We start from the raw sequence: 16,750 nt of genomic DNA on the forward strand, positions 1-16,750 counted from the left end.
TGCTCAAGGGCTTCAATCAGGCTTACAACAGGAGACGTCAGCGCGTGCTGAAGGGGCGAGCACCGGATGAGGTGGTGCGCAGCCGCCTGGCCGCCGAGCCGAAGCTCGCCAACCGCCGCTACAAGCCGCCCGATTCAGACGCGTTGCCGCCCGCCCTCCAGGTCATCGCTGCCGCCAAGGAGGTCTCGCATCCAGACAACTAGGCGACGGGGGCATCGACGGTACAAACGACTCCCGTTGGTGCAAATGTAATTTCCACTTGGCCATCCAGATCGTGTGCGAGGCTGCGCTCGATAAGGCGCGATCCGAAGCCTCGTCGGCGGGGAGCGACTACGGGCGGTCCTCCGACCTCAATCCAACTCAAGGTCAGCTGGGGCGGCATAGCCCCGTTTCTCACCTTCCATGACACCTCGATCGTGCCGGTCTTGTTCGATAGAGCACCGTACTTCACCGCGTTGGTTGCCAATTCATGCAGCGCCATCGCAAGAGCGAGCGACATGCGGGGCGTTACGCGCACGTGCGGACCCTTGATGTGAAATCGGCTCTCACCCGAGATCTGATAAGGCTCAAGAGCTTTTTCGACGACTTCCACCAAGTCGGCCCCGTCCCAGCTCTCGCGGGTGAGCACGTCGTGTGCCCGGGAGAGGGCGAGAAGCCGCCTCTCCAGCGCATCGCGCGCATCCTCCTTCGTCTCCGCCGTACGCAGAGTTTGGGCCGAGATGGATTGTACGGTCGCGAGCGTGTTCTTCACCCGGTGGTTCAACTCGTCGATGAGCAAACGTTGATGCTCGGCGGCGCGCTTTTCCTTGTCGAGACCGGCTCTCAGGCGCTCCTCGCCTTGATGGAGGTCCTCCAGCCGGGCTCGTGCCTCATATTGCCTTCGACGCCCCCGCAAAGCCGACCGCGCGACGCTCACCAATGTGCCGGGGTGGAAGGGGCGCTCCAGGAAGACGACGTTGCCAAGAATCTCGGAGAGACGTGCCAGGGCTGGATTGCGTTCAATTCCTCCGCCGCGAAGAGTGAGCAACACGAAAGCAAAGTCCGACCAGGGAGGCTGTTCCGAGAGCCAGCGGGAGAGGTCCTTCAGATCCGCCGTACGCAGAGACTCATCCGTGACGAGCGCGAAGCCTGCACCCTGCGCCATTTCACGCACGAGCGCCGGCATGTCAGGGCAGACCTCCGCCGCGATCTCCACACTCCTCAGAATGTCTGCCGCGATAGTCGCGTCCCGTCCATGAGGCGCCAGGATGATCGCGCGCTCCGAATGCGGGTGGAGAATGGCGTTCATGCTCAGCGGTCTTTGAGCAGCTGCGCGCGATGGCGGTCTGCAAAAACCGGCGTGCCTCGCAGAACGCCCTGGAAGCCCTCCAGAGGCTCCCCAAGGGCAATTCCCTTGCTGGTGATGCGCATCTCGCGAATGGTGTTCTCGTGTGAGCCGAACCGCTTCTTGATGATCGAAATCGCCCGCCGGACTTGCCCGAACGCCTCGAAGTAGCGCAGCAGGATCACTGTGTCGGCGAGATAGGTGACATCGACAGGGGACTTCATGTCGCCCACGAGCCCGTGCTGGGCAACGGTCAGGAAGGTCGAGACGCCCTGGCGGTTCAGGTATTGCAGCAGCTCATGGATGTGGAGTGTCAGAAACTGCTCTTCCGGCATGGCGGCCTGATAGCCGTTGAGGCCATCGATCACGACCGTTTTCACACCGTGACGATGAATCTTGGTGCGCACCCTTTCGGTGAATTCGCCGGGCGAGAGCTCTGCTGCGTCAACCTGCTCGATAAACAGATTGCCAGCAGCGCACAGTGCATCCAGGTCGATGCCGATCAATTTGGCCCGATCGATCAGGAGGCCGAGTTCCTCGTCGAAGATGAATAAAGCCGCCTTCTCGCCGCGTCCGGCCGCAGAGACGGCGAATTGCACGGTCAGGAGGGACTTGCCGGTCCCGGCAGGTCCCATCACCAATGTGCTCGAGCCCTGCTCGACGCCGCCGCCGAGGAGTGCGTCGAGCTCGCCGATTCCACTCGTGAGGACGTCGCGGGCAAAGCCTGTCTTATGCTCGCTGGAAACGAGACGCGGAAAGACCCGGACGCCGCCTTCCACGATGTTGAAGTCATGAAACCCGCCCCGGAACGACTGGCCGCGATACTTGACCACCCGCAGGCGGCGGCGCTCGGCGCCGTAATTCGGCGTGAGCTCCTCCAGGCGCACCACCCCGTGGGCGAGGCTGTGAACGGTCTTGTCGTTCACGTCCGTGGTCAGATCGTCCAGCAGGAGAACGGTCGCGCCCTGCCTGGCGAAGTAATGCTTCATCGCCAGGATCTGGCGGCGGTAGCGCAGGGAGCTTTGCGCCAGAAGGCGAATCTCCGACAGGCTGTCGATCACGATGCGGACCGGCTTGGTCCGGTCGATCGCGTCGAATACCGCCTTGGTGGTTTCGCCAAGCTCGAGATCGGACGAGTAGAGCAGGCTCTGCTGGTGCTCATCGTCGAGGAGGCTCTCCGGAGGGACGAGTTCGAATACATGAACTCCATCGCCAATGGCCCAGCCATGAGAGGCCGCGCCGTCGCGCAGCTCCTTCTCGGTCTCGGACATGGTGATGTAGAGGCCGATTTCTCCAGATTTTGCCCCTTCGAGCAAGAATTGGAGAGCGATGGTGGTCTTGCCAGTGCCCGGGCTGCCCTCCAGAAGGTAGACGTGCCCGGGCGACAGGCCTCCCACGAGGATGTCATCGAGACCCGCAACCCCGGTCCGTGCTTTGGGGATGGCCTGAGGCTTAGCGGTCATGGGGAAGTCCAATCTCAGCCTGAAGAGCGGCCGGAAGGGTGTGAGTTGGGATCAGCCCGAGCAAACCTGAGAGCGCCTGCTCCGCATGCCAGAGGTCATGCTGCTGCTGCCGCTCCAGCCAGAAGCGGGGCATCGTGCCCGAGAGACGGGCGAGGCGGGTCGCCATTTCAGGACTAACCGCAGCCTTGCCGGCAAGAATCCGGTGGAGCGTCTGGCGGGCGATGCGAAGCTCCCGTGCAGCCTGGCTGACGGACAGGCCAAGGCCGGGCAGGACTCGGTCGCGCAGGATCCAACCCGGATGGGGCGGAGCTACCGGGAGAGCCTCTCGGGAGCAGGGCATGGTCCTTACCTTGGTTAAGCCGACTGTAGCGTTATGGGTTACAGGTCAGGAAAGACAAGGGCTCGAGCAGACCTGAGTCCGGGTTATCGGTACGGTGGCCAGAGACAGCTGAGGGCAGCTCGGTCCCCATGAACGTCTTTAGAGATGGACCGTAGCTGCGCTGGCAGGCGGGGACTCCGGAAGACCCGGCCGATTGAATTAATCCCGATGATCTTAACCGATCTGTTCGAGAATAATCGCTCTGACTTCTTCTCGGGTAAGACTGGTTTGCTGTGGCTGCCACGTCGAGATGGACTTGCGTGGCTGCTTCTTCGGCGAGGGCTGAGAGAGCACCTTTACCGGCTTTGTATAGGGAATTGTGTACATAGTGTCCTTGAGCGACTTCGGCGGCGAGCCGTGCCACTGCTGTTGATTGTTGATGAAGTCGAGTGCAGAGCAAAACGACGGATCCACCGCGTAGTTCCACGCAGCGACCAAGCTTCAAAGGTGAGGAAAGCAGGCTCGGCGCTCAATCATGAGCTTCAGAGAGCAGGCCGAACGTATCGGTTGGATTGGTACAATATGAACTACTTTCCAGAGAATTACAAGACGGAACGGGAAAATAATGACAAAACCGCGAGATGAGAGCTATTGAGGAGTGCTGCTGGCCGACACTTCACTTCCAAAAAACCAGGATCGGACATATAGTTCTGGATTATGATCGCGATTGACCTGGAAAATTACTACGCAAACATGCCTTGTATTCGCCGCAAGTGGGCGCTAGATAACCCTCTATCGACATTTGGCCGGACAATCGGGCCGTTACGCCTTGGCCTTCCAGGCGCACGTTCAGACACTCTTCCAAACATCGAGGAACCCGAGCGTGAGGTCGTGCGAAGGCACGTCCTTTGCTCACGTGCACTTCTAGCCTAACCAAGGATACTCCCATGATTACGGGCACCGTTAAGTTCTACAACGATCAAAAAGGCTTCGGCTTCATCCAGCCGGACGATGGCAGCAAGGACGTGTTCGTCCACGCCACCGCGCTCGAGCGTGCCGGCATCCGCGGCCTGCGCGAAGGCCAGAAGGTGTCCTTCGACACCGCCGAAGACCGCCGCTCCGGCAAGGTCGCCGTCAACAACATCCAGGCCGACTGAGAATGCTAAGGCACTTCACATAAGTGCAGCCTATGGAGCCGCTCCCGGGTGGGGCGGCTTTTTCTTTTCAATGGCCAACGACCCAATGGCCGGACTGGTGAGAAAACGATGTATACGTTTCGAAAAACTCCCGCCAAATCGGTGATGTTCGTGGTGGACTATGACGATGCTCGCCGCGCTTATCTCTGGATCGACAATCCAGAAAAAGCCTCCAACACGCGCATTGTCGAAATGACGGCCCGGGCCCAACAGGAGCAGGGTACCCTTCCTGAAGGCACCATCACCAGCATCAGGCGTGTCCGATAACCGGCACAGGACAGGGTTGGCAGCTTCCATAAGATCGACAGGTGACATGAAGCAAAAAGATTTCGACGAGCGGCTCCAGGCTTCTCAGAGCGCGAAGGAGGCCATGATGGCAAAGTTCCGTCAGCGGCCCGGACCCGACGACCCGGCTGTTTCCGAACGGCGGGTGGCCCGGGCTGCTTTGAGCGCGGCGCGCGACGTTCGCGTGGCTGAACGCGAGACCAAGCGCCTTGCGGACGAAGCCGACCTCGCCACGAGGCGTGAGGCCCGTGCGGCGGATCAGGCGGCGCAAGAACAGCGCGCAGCAGCCGAAAAGGAAGCGAGCGATGTCCGACTCGAGGCGGAGCGTAAGGCGGCACGCGATGCTCGTTACGCTGCCCGCAAGGCACGAAAGTAACTGTGCCTGATCCAGTCTACCCAGCCGCGAGGAGATTTACTGATGTCTCATAAGTTCAAAGTCCGACAGATGGTTCGCTTGGCGCAGCCGGGATTCTCTGACGCCAGAACGAGCGCCGCCAGCATTTACGAGGTCGTGCGGCTTATGCCGGCTGACCAGAGCGGAGAGGTTTCATACCGGATTAAATCCGGAGTGATCGAGAGAGCGGTGCGCGAGAGCGAAATTCGGAGCACATAGCCCCTCTCAAGCGCATCGTTCGTCGATCCATCAACCATATCATGGCGGAATGACGCCATCGAATATAGAAGGGACATACCTTGCAAGTTCTAGTACGCGACAACAATGTCGATCAGGCTCTCAGAGTTCTCAAGAAAAAGATGCAGCGCGAAGGAATTTTTCGCGAGATGAAAGCGCGGAAGTCTTACGAGAAGCCCTCTGAGCGAAAGACCCGCGAGAAAGCGGAAGCGGTCCGCCGCAGCCGCAAACTGGCCCGCAAGCAGGCTATCCGAGAAGGATTGATTGCAGCTCCGAAGCCCAAGCCCCGTTTCGCCGGGCCGCGCAAGCCCGCTGCAGCTCCCAATACGGGCCCGCGCACCGAGGCGACAGAGGCGAAGGTCTAGCGGGATCAGAGCATCGGAGTCGCTCTCAGGCGGACAAGCGGCGCAGCATCGATCTGGCGCCGCTTCGTGCTCTGTACTCAAGCTGATCCAGCACAGTCACTCGGCAACCTGGACTATCTGCCGAGAGCACTGGATCAATGAGTTCTCATTCCTCATTCATATGGCAACCCACTTAAAGAAGTAACTTTGCCGTGCAGCGCGTCCGTTCAACTCTGTTCGATATTCTGCTGACCATCTGGACCGGCCTCTTCGCACCCGTTTTGGCAGTCTTGTGGCTGATTGGCTCTCCTGAGCGTGGAGTCCGGCTGACCTCCCGGTTGTGGGCTCGCGGTGTCCTCGTCGGCCTTAAATGGCTTGTCGGTCTGACCTACGCCGAACGGGGTCGGCACAACATTCCCGACGAACCATGCCTGATCATCGCCAACCACCAATCGACATGGGAGACTCTGGCGTTCCTGACGCTCTTCCCGGATGTGGCGATCATCGCAAAGCGGGAACTACTCACGATACCTGTCTTCTCGTGGTTCCTCCGCAAGTCGCCAATGATCCTGATCGATCGGGAGAGCGGCTCGAAAGCGGTCCGGAAGATGATCGACGAAAGCCAGGCGGCGCTTGCCGAAGGCCGCTCCGTGCTGATCTTTCCGGAAGGCACTCGAAAGTCGGCGTCCGTGCCAATCGAATTCAAGCGCGGGGTGGAGTTGCTCTATACAAGGCTCGGCCGGGTGGTACTGCCGGTGGCTTTGAATTCGGGCCTGTTCTGGGGTCCTGATCGTGCCTATAAACGGGCCGGCACGATTTCGGTCTCCTATCTCGATCCGATCGAGCCAGGGCTCTCGGGAAGCGAATTCACCCGTAAAGCGGAGCAACTCCTCGAAACCGAGAGGAGACAATCGTGGCTGCAGGCGGCGTGAAGCAGATTGCCATTGAGTCCGACAACCATGGGTGTTGTCGGACCTGCCAATGACCAGCGCAGTCGACCGGTTGCGAGACCGCCTTTGCCGATCCGGACCTAACGATCAGTCACCAACTCGATGACGGGTTCGAGGCTTGCATAGGGTAACGTGAACTTCTCGCCCCGAAAAAGCATCGGCACATCCTGCCCGCCTGCGAAACCAGACGTCAGCTTGCTACGAACCGTGAAGGTCTCACCCGCCTTAACAGTCCCCCAGGGCTCATCGAGATGGTCGATGACGCCAAGTTCGCTCAGCTTGGCCTCCACCGTTTGCGTTCGAACATAGGAAGGCAGTTGTCGGAGGCCGCTCTCGATATCATCGCGCACGGCGGCATAAGCTGGATTTCGAACCTTGTAGCGAAGCTCCGTATCTTCGGTAAACCGCCATACGGATCCCGTGACCATCTGTTGTTGCTTGGTGGGAGATTTCTTCTCAGGAGCATCGAGTTTCTTTCCAGCCTTGGCCCGAGCGGGAGCCTCTGCTGGCTGAAGACCGGCAATCAATGCCCATTTGGTCGACCATTCGACAGCCCGGTAATCACCTTTCGTCAAACGGTCCGCAAATTCCAGAATGTCAGGGTCGATGGGGCGCTTGCTACCACTAGCGAAATACCGCAGCCGCATCTCGTCAGGGAGAAGCAGGTAGAAACTATCACTCTTGACGTCCACGTCGAAGATTCTGGCGACCTTCACCACCTGATCGCGGGTGGACGGAGCCTCTACGCCATCGCCCGTCGGGTAAACTATGGTCCCTTTCGGAACCCGGACGTAGCCGTTCACTTGGATCTCCGACATTTCAATTGGGTCTTTCTTTCGTATGAAGCAGCGCTTTCGCAAGAAGCTGCAGGCAGCTAAAAATGGGAACGGCACCCGAAGGTGCCGTTTCTGTTGCTAGGCTATCCCGAGCCCCGGATGGTTACGCCGCGAGGCGCACCGCACCCATGTCAACGTTGTCGTTGGCATTTGTGAATTTGCACTGTTAAGGCCGTAGCTCAGCCTAATCGCAGCCTAGCCTTTATCGCGCCCAGTCGAACCCATGTCGCCCCCATCACAAACACACCGGGACAGCGGCCTGATCCCAATAAAAGACCGGTCGCCCAAAACCCGCCTTGCGGCACCTGGACGGCCGGTGTGTTTGTGGTGGAGGCGGCGGGAATCGAACCCGCGTCCTAAACGCCTATTCCACTCTGCCTCTACGATCATAGTCAGGCGAACCTGACATCCTTGATATAGGCATAACCTGACCTGATTTCCAGGCTTCATTGCGATTCCGCCTCCTGTATATGTCGAGAAACCGAAGCTGCCTGTAGAATCGCCTCTGTCATTGGCTGACAAGGATGTCGTCACTGCAACGTGTAGAGATAGGCCGCGACATGCCTCGCCTCGGCTCGGGAGATGCCAGTCACGGGCATGGCCGTCTTCGGATCGATGGAGCGTGGGTTCTCGATCCATTGAATGAGAGTATCCGGTGAGTTGGTGGCGACGCCTCCGATATAGACCCGAGCCGCAAATCCCTGGAGGCTTGGCCCCACCATGCCCTGAGCTCCGGGAACACCGGGGATGTTATGGCAGCCGGCACAGCCATAGCGCTTTGCAAGGCGACGCCCGAGGTCCGGGTCGCCCATGGTGAGAGCCGTCGCGCGGATGCGGGCATCCTGGTCGAACTTTACCTGATATCCCGCATAGATGCCTGTTCCAATCAGCAGAAGCAGAATGAGCACCAGATAGACCGAGCGAGAACGGAAGCGGGTCGGTTCGGCAATGCGCATTCCCCGCAGATGAGCATCAGGATTGAAGGGAGCACGTTGTCTTGGTCTGGAGCGCAATGTGGAGCCTGCGCGCGGGACGCCAAGAAGGAGCCCTGCCGCTCCGATGGCCAGTGTGGCTGCCAATGGTAGCAGGGCCCTAGCGCGCGGCATGAGCGTGCCTTCCTCTCTGTTGCCGAGGCCCAGAACGGGCAATCCACAAGCCGGCCAGGATCAGAGCCGCTCCGGCATAGACCATCCCGGCAGGGATCCACATGAAGAGGCCGGCAAGTTGCTGATCCTCAAGCGGGGTGAGCCCCCACTCCGCAGCCTGGGAGGTCTGTATCGGATAGATCGGCCTGCGGAAGAAAGCGAGCAGGATGCCGAGGAAGCCCGTATGAAGCGAGGTAATGAACAGGTAGAACACCGACGCTCCATAGGTACGCTCCCGTCCCATGAGGAGCGCACGCCAGAACAGAAGAGCCGTCACGAAGAAACTGAGATGCTGCAGCCAGTGGATCCAGGGATCAGCCAGAGCCGCCTCGTAAAGGCCTGGAGCATGCCAGATCCAGAGTGCCACTGCATGGAGCATGGTGGCGGTCAGAGGGGTGGTGAGCCAAAGCCATGCTCTTGCGATCCAAGGCGATTGCCCCCATCCGCCAATGCGGGAGCGGACGCGCCCTGGGAGCGCCCAGACCATAGCCACCGGGCGGCCTACGATGAGAAGCGGTGCCGCGGCCGTCATGAGGATCTCATGCTCGATCATATGAGCGACGAAGAGGCGCTCGCCCAGCCAGTGGAGCGGCGTAACGAGCGCGAGGACAAGCAGGAGCCAGCCGGAGGCGAAGCACAGAGCCTGCCATATCCTGACGCCCCGTCCGATGCCGGCCCGGCTCCAGAGCTGCACTGTTCCGATCATGTACAGCGAGCCCGAAACCGCGAGAGGAACGGTGACCCATGGGTTCCAGGTCCAGGTGGTGCTTGTGTCACTCCAATGCACATGGCCCGCATGGGCCTGCGCCTCGCTGGCCCACATGAGCAGCAGCAGGACGGCGGCCGCTCTCATCGCTCGCACCCATGAAAGACGAGCCCGGCTGCACCGTGGAGCAGAATGACGACTGTAAACAGAAGTGCGATGGCGATTCCCATGAGGGACATGAAGCGGTGCGGGCGGCCCGCCCCGGTGGAGTCTGGCATCGGTGTCGGTGCCGCACTGGCATAGCCGCGCCACGACAGGAAGCCGCCAAAGAGACTCAGGGCCGCCATGGCAAGGGCGAAGATGGGAATGAGCGGCATCTGATGGGCGCAGACCCACGGCACTGCAGCGTAGTTGAACTGCGTGTCGATGAGCCATGACACCGGTCCGACATAGATGCCTGCGGATGGAACGCCTCGGGAGAGCCATGCCGCCATGATCTCACCACCACCTTGGGAACCAATAGATGACCACGTAGATCGGCAGCCATGAGGCGACGACGAAATACCAGTAGAACGCGTTGTCACCCACGTCGGAAAAGCGCTTGCCATGGCCGTGGCGGGTGAACATCAGCACCGTAAGAACAATGGTGTCACCCAGATCCGTGAGAAGGTGCAGTGTGTGCAGGCCGAGAAGGAGCCAAACCACGGATCCGTAAGCATTCTGGTCCCAGCGCACGTGAAGCGTGCCGAACTCGAACACGCGGATACCCAGCAGGGCGACGCCGATCAGGCTCATGAGCACGAGATTGCGGCGGGTTCGCGCAAGGCCCTCCCGCTCCCCATCCCTCTTGGCGCGTTGGTTCGGCCAGATGCTGATGAGCAGGAGGGTAGTAAAGATGCTCGACCAGAGGAGATCGGGCGGCGGCGCACTCAGCGGCCAGTTTCCATTGATGAAGACGAGATAGAAATACATACCCACAGCAAGGGCAAAGCCCATGCCTTCGGCCGCGGCGAAGCCCACCGTTCCCCACCAAATCGGGCTGCGTGGGCCATATGCATAGCCCGGCATCTGCCTGGCGTTCAGCACGACCCGATGCGGCAGCATGTTACTGCTAGAGTGAGAGCCCAGGGTCATCTCTCGTCCTCCATGCTTGGCTTTGGCCAGAACCAGCCCATGAGAGCGACGGCAAGCGGAATGCTGCCCCACACCAACGCCCAAGGGGTGAACATGGAGCCGACAAAGAGGATCGTCGTCGCAATCGCCGCCATGAAGGGCCAGATCGAAGGCTCGGGCGAGGTTTCCCTCAGATCCGCCCTCCCATGCGTAATCGTCGAGACGATCTGTTCCCGGTTTTCGACGCTCAATCCTGCCACGACGGGCAGGCTGTCGCGGTTGGCCCAGAGCGGCTCGCGATTCGTCACGACGGGAATGCGATCAAAGTTCTGCGGCATGGGCGGCGACGCTGTCGCCCATTCGAGTGTCCCGGCCTCCCAGGGGTTAGCGCCTGCCAAGGGACCGCGGCGAGCGCTGGACACGATGTTGTAGAGGAAGAGGACGAAACTCCCGAAAAACAGGACCGCGCCGATGGACGAGACGAGGTTCAGGTTCGCCCAGCCCATCTCCGGCAGATAGGTATAGACCCGACGCGGCATGCCCATCAGTCCCGTGATGTGCATGGGGAAGAAGGTGACGTTGAACCCGATAAAGGCGAGCCAGAAGTGCCATTTGCCCAGCCGCTCGCTCATCATGCGACCGGTGAATTTCGGGAACCAATAATACACCGCGGCGATCAGCGGAAACACGTTGCCGCCGATCAGCACATAGTGGAAATGGGCAACCACGAAGAAGGTGTCATGGACCTGGGTATCGAGCGGCACGGAGGCAAGCATGATCCCCGACAATCCGCCGGCCACGAAGATGAAGAAGAAGCCGATGATGAAGAGCAGCGGCGTGCGGAATACCGGCCGGCCGTCCCAAAGAGTCGCGATCCAGCAGAAGATCTGAATGCCGTTCGGGATGGCGATCAGCATGCTCGAGGCCGTGAAGAAGCTGGCGCCGAGTTGCGGAAGGCCGGTGGTGAACATGTGATGCACCCATAGGCCGAAGGACAGGAACCCGGTTGCGATGAGCGACAGCACGAGGGCGATGTAGCCGAAGGCCTGACGGCGGGCGAAGGTGACCACGATGGCCGATACCCAGCCTGTGGCCGGCAGAAAGATGATATAGACCTCCGGATGTCCGAAGAACCAGAACAGGTGCTGATAGAGCAGCGCGTCGCCGCCTTCCGCCGGATTGAAGAAATGCGTGCCGACGAGACGGTCCATCATCAGTGTGGCCGAGGCCGTGACCACCGCCGGCAGTGCGAAGATGATGACGAAGGAATTGACGAGTTCCGCCCAGACGAAGAGCGGAATACGATCCAGCGTCATGCCCGGCGCGCGCAGCTTGAAGACCGTCACGATGACGGAGATCGCCACCGCGATGCCCGATACTTCCGTGAAGGTGATCATCTGCGCCCAGAAGTCCGCCCGTTTGCCCGGCGAGAATTCCGGACCCGAGAGCGGAACATAGGCGAACCAACCGACATCCGGCCCGATGTTGAGCATGAAGGCGACCCAGATCATGAGGCCGCCGAAGAGATAGACGTAATACGAATAGGCATTCAGGCGGGGGAAGGCGATGTTGCGGGTGCCCACCATGAGCGGCACGAGATAGACAGCGAAGGCTTCGCCGATCGGCACGCCGAAGAGAAACATCATCGTGGTGCCGTGCATGGTGAAGAGCTGGTTGTAGAGGTCCGGCCCGATCAACCTGTTCTCGGGAAGGGCCAACTGCATGCGCATGGCAACAGCGGACAGGCCCCCTAGAAACAGGAAGATGATGGCCGTGACGATGAAGCGGCGGCCTATGATCTTATGATCCACGGTGGACAGGGTGCCGATGAGACCCTTGTCCGTGCCCCAGGTCTTGGCCAGACGAGCCGTCAGTTCAGGACCGTCCACCTGATCGTCGCGCAACTCGTCGGGGCTCGGAGGCGCATCCGCTTCGCTCTGGATGCCCGGGACACCACCACGCTCCCCTGTCGCGAGACGCGAGACTTCAGGAACGGCATCGAGGTCGTGGGATGTGATCGCCCGAGTCACTTCAACCCCTCCAGATAAGTTGCGAGAGGCTGAACCTCATCCGGTTCGAGCTGGATCGTCGGCATGTTCACCCCGGGCTTGATGCCATGAGGATCAACGATCCAGGCCGCGATGTTTCCCCGCGTCGTCTCCAGGGTCCCGGCCCCGATGTACCGCCGGCTTCCCACATGGGTGAGGTCCGGAGCGACCTTGCCGCCGGCATCCGTGCCGCGGATCTGGTGGCACATGACGCAGGGCTTGGAGAGAAGGATCTCCATGCCGCGCTGACGCTCGTCATCGTTTGGCGGAATGGCAGAAGAGATTTGGTGTTCCCGCCAGCGCTCGAAATCCTCTTTGCTCTCCGCAATCACGAGCAAACCCATATGGGCATGCTGAAGACCGCAATATTCCGCACATTGTCCGCGATACACGCCAGGACGATCCGCCTGAATCTGAATTAGGTTTTGACGCCCGGTGATCGCGTCCATCTTTCCGGTGAGGCTCGGGACCCAGAAAGAGTGGATCACATCGGATGATTCAAGCTTGATCAGCACCGGCTCGCCGACCGGAATGTGGATTTCGTTGGCCGTGGTGAAGACGCGGTTCGGCTGGGGGTCTTCGTAGGTGACCTCCCACCACCATTGCTGCCCGGTGACCAGCAGCGTCAACGCTCCGTCCTTGTGGGCGAACAGCACCTTCTGAGCCGCATAGCTTAGGCCCGTCAGGGAAACGACCGTCACAAGCGTCAGACCGATGGCAACGGAGATCGTGATGGTCATCCGCCGTTCGGTTCGGGGATCCGTCGCCAGCGGATCCGTGTCGGCGGGGCGCCTCCTGCGCAGTGCGAGGAGGAGAGTGATCATGGTCAGGACCCAGACCGTAGCCAGAACGGCGACGAAGATCCAGAACATGTCGGCAAGCGAGCGCGCCGACGGCCCATGTGCGTCGAGTGCCGATTGCCAGCCCTGACAGCCTCCGAGAGGCAGAGCGGCGAACAGTGCGAATGGGCCGACCCTTCTCATGCCCGCCTCACTGCGGCATCTGAGCGGAAGGTGGAATCTGCCCTCCGTCGATCACTTCGCCCGGGGGCCTGCGTTGCTCGGCCGGGACAGAACTCATGTCATCCCTGCGGCTCGGAGCTGCCGGCTTCGGCACATTGCGCCCCATCGAGCGGATATATGCCGCAATCTGCCAGATCTGATCGTCGGGGATCTTACCCCGGAACGACGGCATGCCGTTCGGCCGGCCCTCACGGATCGTCTGCACGATGTTCTCGATCTGCCCGCCATAGATCCAGCGATCATCCATGAGCGCGGGCCCGGAATCACCGCCCCCATTGGCATGGCAGCCGTTGCAGTTGAACCACGTGTAGAGCCGCTGACCCTGAGAGATGTGATAGGCGTTCTCCTCGTATTGCTGACCCAGCCCCGATCGTTGTTCGCTCGGGCTGCCAGGCCCGGCGGACAGAGGCGAGAGCGCAATCTTTTCGTTCGTCTCGGCTGTGACCGGATTGGAGCGGTATTCACGATCCTCCCTCTCGCAGGCGGCGAGGCTGAAAGCAGCGAGGGACAGGATCAGGAGCCATCTCATGGTACGCGCCCCGCCTGTTTCAGGCCTGTGTCAAGACGCGGAACCCCATAAGCTGCAAGGATCGCATCCACTTCCGGCAGCCGCCGGGCAAGCGCCGCATCGACCTCCTGGCGCAACGTATCATTCTCTTTCCTCACAGCCATGGATATATCGAAGATCATAGGCAGCTGCGGGCCGTCGAAGATCGGCCGCACGGGCGTCACTTTGAGCGGAACGCCCTCGCGCTCTGCGAAATAGCCGCCAAAGGGCCCCCAGACGATGGCCACATCGATCTCGCCTTTTCCTAACGCCTCGATAATTCGCGCTGGGGGGTTGGGATCGTTGTAGTCTCCATAAATCATGAATCCGCGCACGTTATCGATGATGCCACGGCGGGACAGCGCATGGGCGGGAGGCGTGTTCGAGCCATCGTCGCCGATGAGGTGAACGCCGATCTTCACCTGATGGAGAACCGGATCGTTGAAGGATTGAACGTCGGGACCGTCGGTCCGAGTCACAAAGACATACGACGAGCGGTAATAGGGCGTGGTCGTACGCACGCCTTCGAGATTGGCAGGAAGGCCCGTCACCAGATCGCAGGTCTCAGCCTTGAGCGTGTTGCGGAGGAAGCCCCGGCGCTGCGCCCACCAAGTGTAGCGAATCTCCGCATTGAGTTCTTGTGCAACCAAGGAGACGATCTTGTTCTCGAACCCCTCGCCCGCTTCATTGGAGAACGGCAGGTTGTTGGGATCGGCGCAGACGCGAAGCTCGCGCGCCTGAACGCCGCTGGCGATCACCAGCAGACCGGCAAAAGCCGCCCCCCTAAGGAAGCTTGAACACATAGAGCGTTCCTCCCTTGGTGGTGACGTTCTTGAGCTCCCGCATGGCATTGACAAACCCCTTGGCCGCCGAGCCATCACGAGGGTCGAGATCATTGGAGACGATGGCTCCAGCCCAGCCGCCGACGCCGGAGAGAATGGCGACGTATTGCTTGCCGTCAGGCCCGCGATAGGTGGTCGGTTGGCCGATGATCCCGGAATCGAGTTTGAACTGCCAGAGCACTTCGCCCGACCGGGCGTGAACGGCTTTGAACCACCCATCCATGGTGCCGTAGAAGACGACATCGCCCGCGGTTGCGAGCGCGCCGCTCCAGAGCGGAAAGCGCTCATTGATGGTCCAGAGTTCCTTGCCTTCCCTGAGGTCCCAGGCGGTGAACTCGCCCATGTGGCCACCGGGGCCGGGATACATGCGGACTTCGGCGCCCACATAAGGCGTGCCGGCGATGTAGTTCGGCTCGACACTCTCCCAATCCATACACATGTTCATGTGGGGGATGTAGAGTAGACCGGTTTTGTGGGAGAATGCGCTCGGGTTCCAGTCCTTCGCGCCAGGCGCGGTCGGGCAGATGTCGCGCACTACGCGATTGTTCACCGGCTCCTTCTCGGAATTGTACTGGATGCGCCCTGATTTGAGGTCGACGCCCGTTACGGCGGTCAAGGCATGGAACGGCTTTGCGGACAGTACCTCTCCTGTTGCCCGGTCGATGACATAGAGGAAGCCTGTCCGTCCCGGATGGACGAGCACCTTGCGGGGCTTTCCCTCCCAGTCCATGTCGAGCAGGATCAACTCGTTGATGTTATCCCAGTCATGAAGATCGTGCGGGGCTGTCTGGTAGAACCATCGGGCCTCGCCCGTATCAGCATCGCGGGCGAAGATGCCGGCGGTCCACTTGTTGTCACCGGGGCGCTGGTTGGGGTTCCAAGGACCTGGATTACCGGTCCCGTGATAGAGAAGGTTGAGATCTGGATCGTATGATAGCCATCCCCAGACCGTTCCCCCGCCCTGCTGCCAGGCATCCGCCGGCCAGGTGGTCACGCCGAGATCCTTGCCTTTGTCACTGTCGTAGAAAGGCTTGAAGTTCGGACCGATCTTCACGTCCTGGTCCGGACCGGTGTTGTACGCCTTCCAGACGCTCTGCCCGGAATTGATATCGAGAGCCTGGATCCAGCCCCTCACCCCGTACTCGCCACCCGAGATGCCGACGAACACCTTATCTTTCACGACCAAGGGTGCCATCGTCATGGTCTCACCCCGGTTGATGTCACCGAGCTTCGTCTTCCAGACCTCCTCCCCCGTCTCCGCATCCACCGCCACCACATGGGCATCCAGGGTCGTGAAGAAGATCCGACCGTTGGCAAAGGTGGGACCACGGTTGACCACGTCGCAGCAGGCCACACCCTGCGCGGCCGCGGCCGGCTTCGGGTTGTACTGCCACTTCATTGGGGCGCCGGGCTGTGTCAGGTCGAGAGCATAGAGGATGTTTGGATAGGGAGAGAGCACGTACATCGTGCCGCCGATGACGAGCGGCGCAGATTCTTGCCCTTTGTTGACCCCGGTCGAGAAAGTGAAGGCCACCTGAAGGTTTTTGACAGTCTCGGCGTTGATCTCGGACAGATCGCTGTAGCGCGTGGAAGCATAGTTCTTCTGTGGAATCGTCCATTGCCCATCCTCGGGTGCCGAGGCAAAGGACGGCGCAGAAGGCTGAGGCGGCGCCGATTGGGCCAGAATCGGGGAACTAGGCTGAAAGATCAGCGAAATGGCCAGAACGAGGGCAAGACGAGCTCCACCCAAGATAGGTTCTCCGGAACACTTGGACGCACCGCATCAGCAGCGGCTCGACTCTAACCGTTCAGCTTTTGCTATGTTCCCGAAAATGTGATCCTGACCTTAGAATCTTGTCGAAATTGAAACAGATTTGGACGATTTGGTCGTGCTGTTGTGGAATGGCGTGTCCATCGGCAAAAGAGGACAAGACAAACGCCTCTCGTAGCCGATAGGGTATCGGAAACGATACGCTGGG

The 16,750-nt window shown here is 60.4% G+C and carries 20 protein-coding genes, 1 other RNA gene and 1 pseudogene; 7 read left to right on the plus strand and 15 right to left on the minus strand.

All coding sequences use genetic code 11. The annotated features are described in order from the left end of the window. Positions 1-203 (plus strand): annotated as a pseudogene (locus FS320_RS45890) (IS481 family transposase); the annotation flags it as partial. Here the strand turns inward: FS320_RS45890 and FS320_RS10330 are convergent. The 4 genes from FS320_RS10330 to FS320_RS10345 all read right to left on the minus strand — a co-directional run bounded on the left by FS320_RS10330 (position 200) and on the right by FS320_RS10345 (position 3,580). Beyond that, entirely contained in the window at positions 200-1,288 is a 1,089-nt protein-coding gene (locus FS320_RS10330) for a sensor histidine kinase (RefSeq protein WP_152711387.1), read from the minus strand. The pseudogene FS320_RS45890 and the gene FS320_RS10330 sit on opposite strands and share 4 nt — an antisense overlap. 2 nt (positions 1,289-1,290) lie before the next feature. Beyond that, complete coding sequence (locus FS320_RS10335; protein ID WP_152711388.1) at positions 1,291-2,787, minus strand: ATPase domain-containing protein; 1,497 nt, start codon at positions 2,785-2,787, stop codon at positions 1,291-1,293. Beyond that, positions 2,777-3,127, minus strand: a complete 351-nt coding sequence (locus FS320_RS10340) for a HigA family addiction module antitoxin (protein ID WP_152711389.1) — start codon at positions 3,125-3,127, stop codon at positions 2,777-2,779. Before FS320_RS10340 ends, FS320_RS10335 begins: the two co-directional genes overlap by 11 nt. Positions 3,128-3,340: 213 nt before the next feature. Then, positions 3,341-3,580 carry a hypothetical protein gene (locus FS320_RS10345; RefSeq protein ID WP_152711390.1) on the minus strand — a complete coding sequence of 80 codons (240 nt, stop codon included), beginning with the start codon at positions 3,578-3,580 and terminating at the stop codon, positions 3,341-3,343. Between the two features lie 473 nt (positions 3,581-4,053). Between FS320_RS10345 and FS320_RS10350 the strand changes: the two genes are divergently transcribed. The 6 genes from FS320_RS10350 (at position 4,054) to FS320_RS10375 (ending at position 6,494) form a co-directional block, all read left to right on the plus strand. Beyond that, a complete protein-coding gene (locus FS320_RS10350) occupies positions 4,054-4,263 on the plus strand; it encodes a cold-shock protein (protein ID WP_152711391.1) in 210 nt (69 codons plus the stop codon). A 108-nt stretch (positions 4,264-4,371) separates the two neighbouring features. Beyond that, on the plus strand, positions 4,372-4,569 hold the full coding sequence (locus FS320_RS10355) for a hypothetical protein (RefSeq protein WP_152711392.1): 198 nt from the start codon (positions 4,372-4,374) through the stop codon (positions 4,567-4,569). Between the two features lie 46 nt (positions 4,570-4,615). Beyond that, positions 4,616-4,963: a DUF6481 family protein gene (locus tag FS320_RS10360; protein ID WP_152711393.1), complete on the plus strand. Its 348-nt coding sequence runs from the start codon at positions 4,616-4,618 to the stop codon at positions 4,961-4,963. A gap of 42 nt (positions 4,964-5,005) precedes the next feature. Beyond that, the gene (locus tag FS320_RS47735) at positions 5,006-5,200 is read left to right on the plus strand and encodes a hypothetical protein (RefSeq protein ID WP_152711394.1); all 195 of its coding nucleotides are present in this window, start codon (positions 5,006-5,008) and stop codon (positions 5,198-5,200) included. Between the two features lie 80 nt (positions 5,201-5,280). Further along, positions 5,281-5,583 carry a 30S ribosomal protein S21 gene (gene rpsU / locus FS320_RS10370; RefSeq protein WP_152711395.1) on the plus strand — a complete coding sequence of 101 codons (303 nt, stop codon included), beginning with the start codon at positions 5,281-5,283 and terminating at the stop codon, positions 5,581-5,583. A 191-nt stretch (positions 5,584-5,774) separates the two neighbouring features. Continuing rightward, positions 5,775-6,494 carry a 1-acyl-sn-glycerol-3-phosphate acyltransferase gene (locus FS320_RS10375; protein ID WP_162002923.1) on the plus strand — a complete coding sequence of 240 codons (720 nt, stop codon included), beginning with the start codon at positions 5,775-5,777 and terminating at the stop codon, positions 6,492-6,494. Between the two features lie 98 nt (positions 6,495-6,592). Here FS320_RS10375 and FS320_RS10380 read toward each other — a convergent pair whose 3' ends face one another. From FS320_RS10380 to FS320_RS10430, 11 genes are all read right to left on the minus strand, one after another. Continuing rightward, positions 6,593-7,315 (minus strand): hypothetical protein, encoded by a 723-nt coding sequence (locus tag FS320_RS10380; protein ID WP_152711396.1) that lies wholly within the window; start codon positions 7,313-7,315, stop codon positions 6,593-6,595. 94 nt (positions 7,316-7,409) lie between these two features. Continuing rightward, positions 7,410-7,794: a transfer-messenger RNA gene (ssrA, locus tag FS320_RS10385) on the minus strand. A gap of 84 nt (positions 7,795-7,878) precedes the next feature. Continuing rightward, complete coding sequence (locus FS320_RS10390) at positions 7,879-8,454, minus strand: c-type cytochrome (protein WP_338105313.1); 576 nt, start codon at positions 8,452-8,454, stop codon at positions 7,879-7,881. Further along, on the minus strand, positions 8,441-9,346 hold the full coding sequence (locus FS320_RS10395; protein WP_152711397.1) for a cytochrome c oxidase assembly protein: 906 nt from the start codon (positions 9,344-9,346) through the stop codon (positions 8,441-8,443). The genes FS320_RS10390 and FS320_RS10395 overlap by 14 nt, the downstream gene beginning before the upstream one ends. Then, positions 9,343-9,693, minus strand: a complete 351-nt coding sequence (locus FS320_RS10400) for a hypothetical protein (protein ID WP_152711398.1) — start codon at positions 9,691-9,693, stop codon at positions 9,343-9,345. Before FS320_RS10400 ends, FS320_RS10395 begins: the two co-directional genes overlap by 4 nt. Before the next feature lie 4 nt (positions 9,694-9,697). Next, positions 9,698-10,333 carry a cytochrome c oxidase subunit 3 gene (locus FS320_RS10405; protein ID WP_152711399.1) on the minus strand — a complete coding sequence of 212 codons (636 nt, stop codon included), beginning with the start codon at positions 10,331-10,333 and terminating at the stop codon, positions 9,698-9,700. Beyond that, the gene (gene ctaD, locus FS320_RS10410; protein ID WP_162002925.1) at positions 10,330-12,255 is read right to left on the minus strand and encodes a cytochrome c oxidase subunit I; all 1,926 of its coding nucleotides are present in this window, start codon (positions 12,253-12,255) and stop codon (positions 10,330-10,332) included. The genes FS320_RS10405 and ctaD overlap by 4 nt, the downstream gene beginning before the upstream one ends. 83 nt (positions 12,256-12,338) lie before the next feature. Beyond that, the gene (gene coxB, locus FS320_RS10415; RefSeq protein WP_152711400.1) at positions 12,339-13,343 is read right to left on the minus strand and encodes a cytochrome c oxidase subunit II; all 1,005 of its coding nucleotides are present in this window, start codon (positions 13,341-13,343) and stop codon (positions 12,339-12,341) included. A gap of 7 nt (positions 13,344-13,350) precedes the next feature. Further along, positions 13,351-13,911, minus strand: coding sequence for a c-type cytochrome (locus FS320_RS10420; RefSeq protein WP_152711401.1), 561 nt, complete (start codon positions 13,909-13,911; stop codon positions 13,351-13,353). Further along, positions 13,908-14,732 (minus strand): substrate-binding domain-containing protein, encoded by an 825-nt coding sequence (locus FS320_RS10425; RefSeq protein ID WP_152711402.1) that lies wholly within the window; start codon positions 14,730-14,732, stop codon positions 13,908-13,910. Before FS320_RS10425 ends, FS320_RS10420 begins: the two co-directional genes overlap by 4 nt. Continuing rightward, the gene (locus tag FS320_RS10430) at positions 14,713-16,521 is read right to left on the minus strand and encodes a methanol/ethanol family PQQ-dependent dehydrogenase (protein WP_152711403.1); all 1,809 of its coding nucleotides are present in this window, start codon (positions 16,519-16,521) and stop codon (positions 14,713-14,715) included. The genes FS320_RS10425 and FS320_RS10430 overlap by 20 nt, the downstream gene beginning before the upstream one ends. Between the last annotated feature and the right edge of the window lie 229 nt (positions 16,522-16,750).

It is taken from the genome of Microvirga tunisiensis (assembly GCF_009296175.1).
Classification (GTDB): Bacteria; Pseudomonadota; Alphaproteobacteria; order Rhizobiales; family Beijerinckiaceae; genus Microvirga; species Microvirga tunisiensis.

Bases quoted from the DNA above. Each gene is read 5' to 3' on its own strand.
- FS320_RS10330 (WP_152711387.1), bottom strand. From the start codon at position 1,288: ATGAACGCCATTCTCCACCCGCATTCGGAGCGCGCGATCATCCTGGCG.
- FS320_RS10335 (WP_152711388.1), bottom strand. From the start codon at position 2,787: ATGACCGCTAAGCCTCAGGCCATCCCCAAAGCACGGACCGGGGTTGCG.
- FS320_RS10340 (WP_152711389.1), bottom strand. From the start codon at position 3,127: ATGCCCTGCTCCCGAGAGGCTCTCCCGGTAGCTCCGCCCCATCCGGGT.
- FS320_RS10350 (WP_152711391.1), top strand. From the start codon at position 4,054: ATGATTACGGGCACCGTTAAGTTCTACAACGATCAAAAAGGCTTCGGC.
- FS320_RS10355 (WP_152711392.1), top strand. From the start codon at position 4,372: ATGTATACGTTTCGAAAAACTCCCGCCAAATCGGTGATGTTCGTGGTG.
- FS320_RS10360 (WP_152711393.1), top strand. From the start codon at position 4,616: ATGAAGCAAAAAGATTTCGACGAGCGGCTCCAGGCTTCTCAGAGCGCG.
- FS320_RS47735 (WP_152711394.1), top strand. From the start codon at position 5,006: ATGTCTCATAAGTTCAAAGTCCGACAGATGGTTCGCTTGGCGCAGCCG.
- FS320_RS10390 (WP_338105313.1), bottom strand. From the start codon at position 8,454: ATGCCGCGCGCTAGGGCCCTGCTACCATTGGCAGCCACACTGGCCATC.
- FS320_RS10395 (WP_152711397.1), bottom strand. From the start codon at position 9,346: ATGAGAGCGGCCGCCGTCCTGCTGCTGCTCATGTGGGCCAGCGAGGCG.
- FS320_RS10400 (WP_152711398.1), bottom strand. From the start codon at position 9,693: ATGGCGGCATGGCTCTCCCGAGGCGTTCCATCCGCAGGCATCTATGTC.
- FS320_RS10405 (WP_152711399.1), bottom strand. From the start codon at position 10,333: ATGACCCTGGGCTCTCACTCTAGCAGTAACATGCTGCCGCATCGGGTC.
- coxB (WP_152711400.1), bottom strand. From the start codon at position 13,343: ATGAGAAGGGTCGGCCCATTCGCACTGTTCGCCGCTCTGCCTCTCGGA.
- FS320_RS10420 (WP_152711401.1), bottom strand. From the start codon at position 13,911: ATGAGATGGCTCCTGATCCTGTCCCTCGCTGCTTTCAGCCTCGCCGCC.
- FS320_RS10425 (WP_152711402.1), bottom strand. From the start codon at position 14,732: ATGTGTTCAAGCTTCCTTAGGGGGGCGGCTTTTGCCGGTCTGCTGGTG.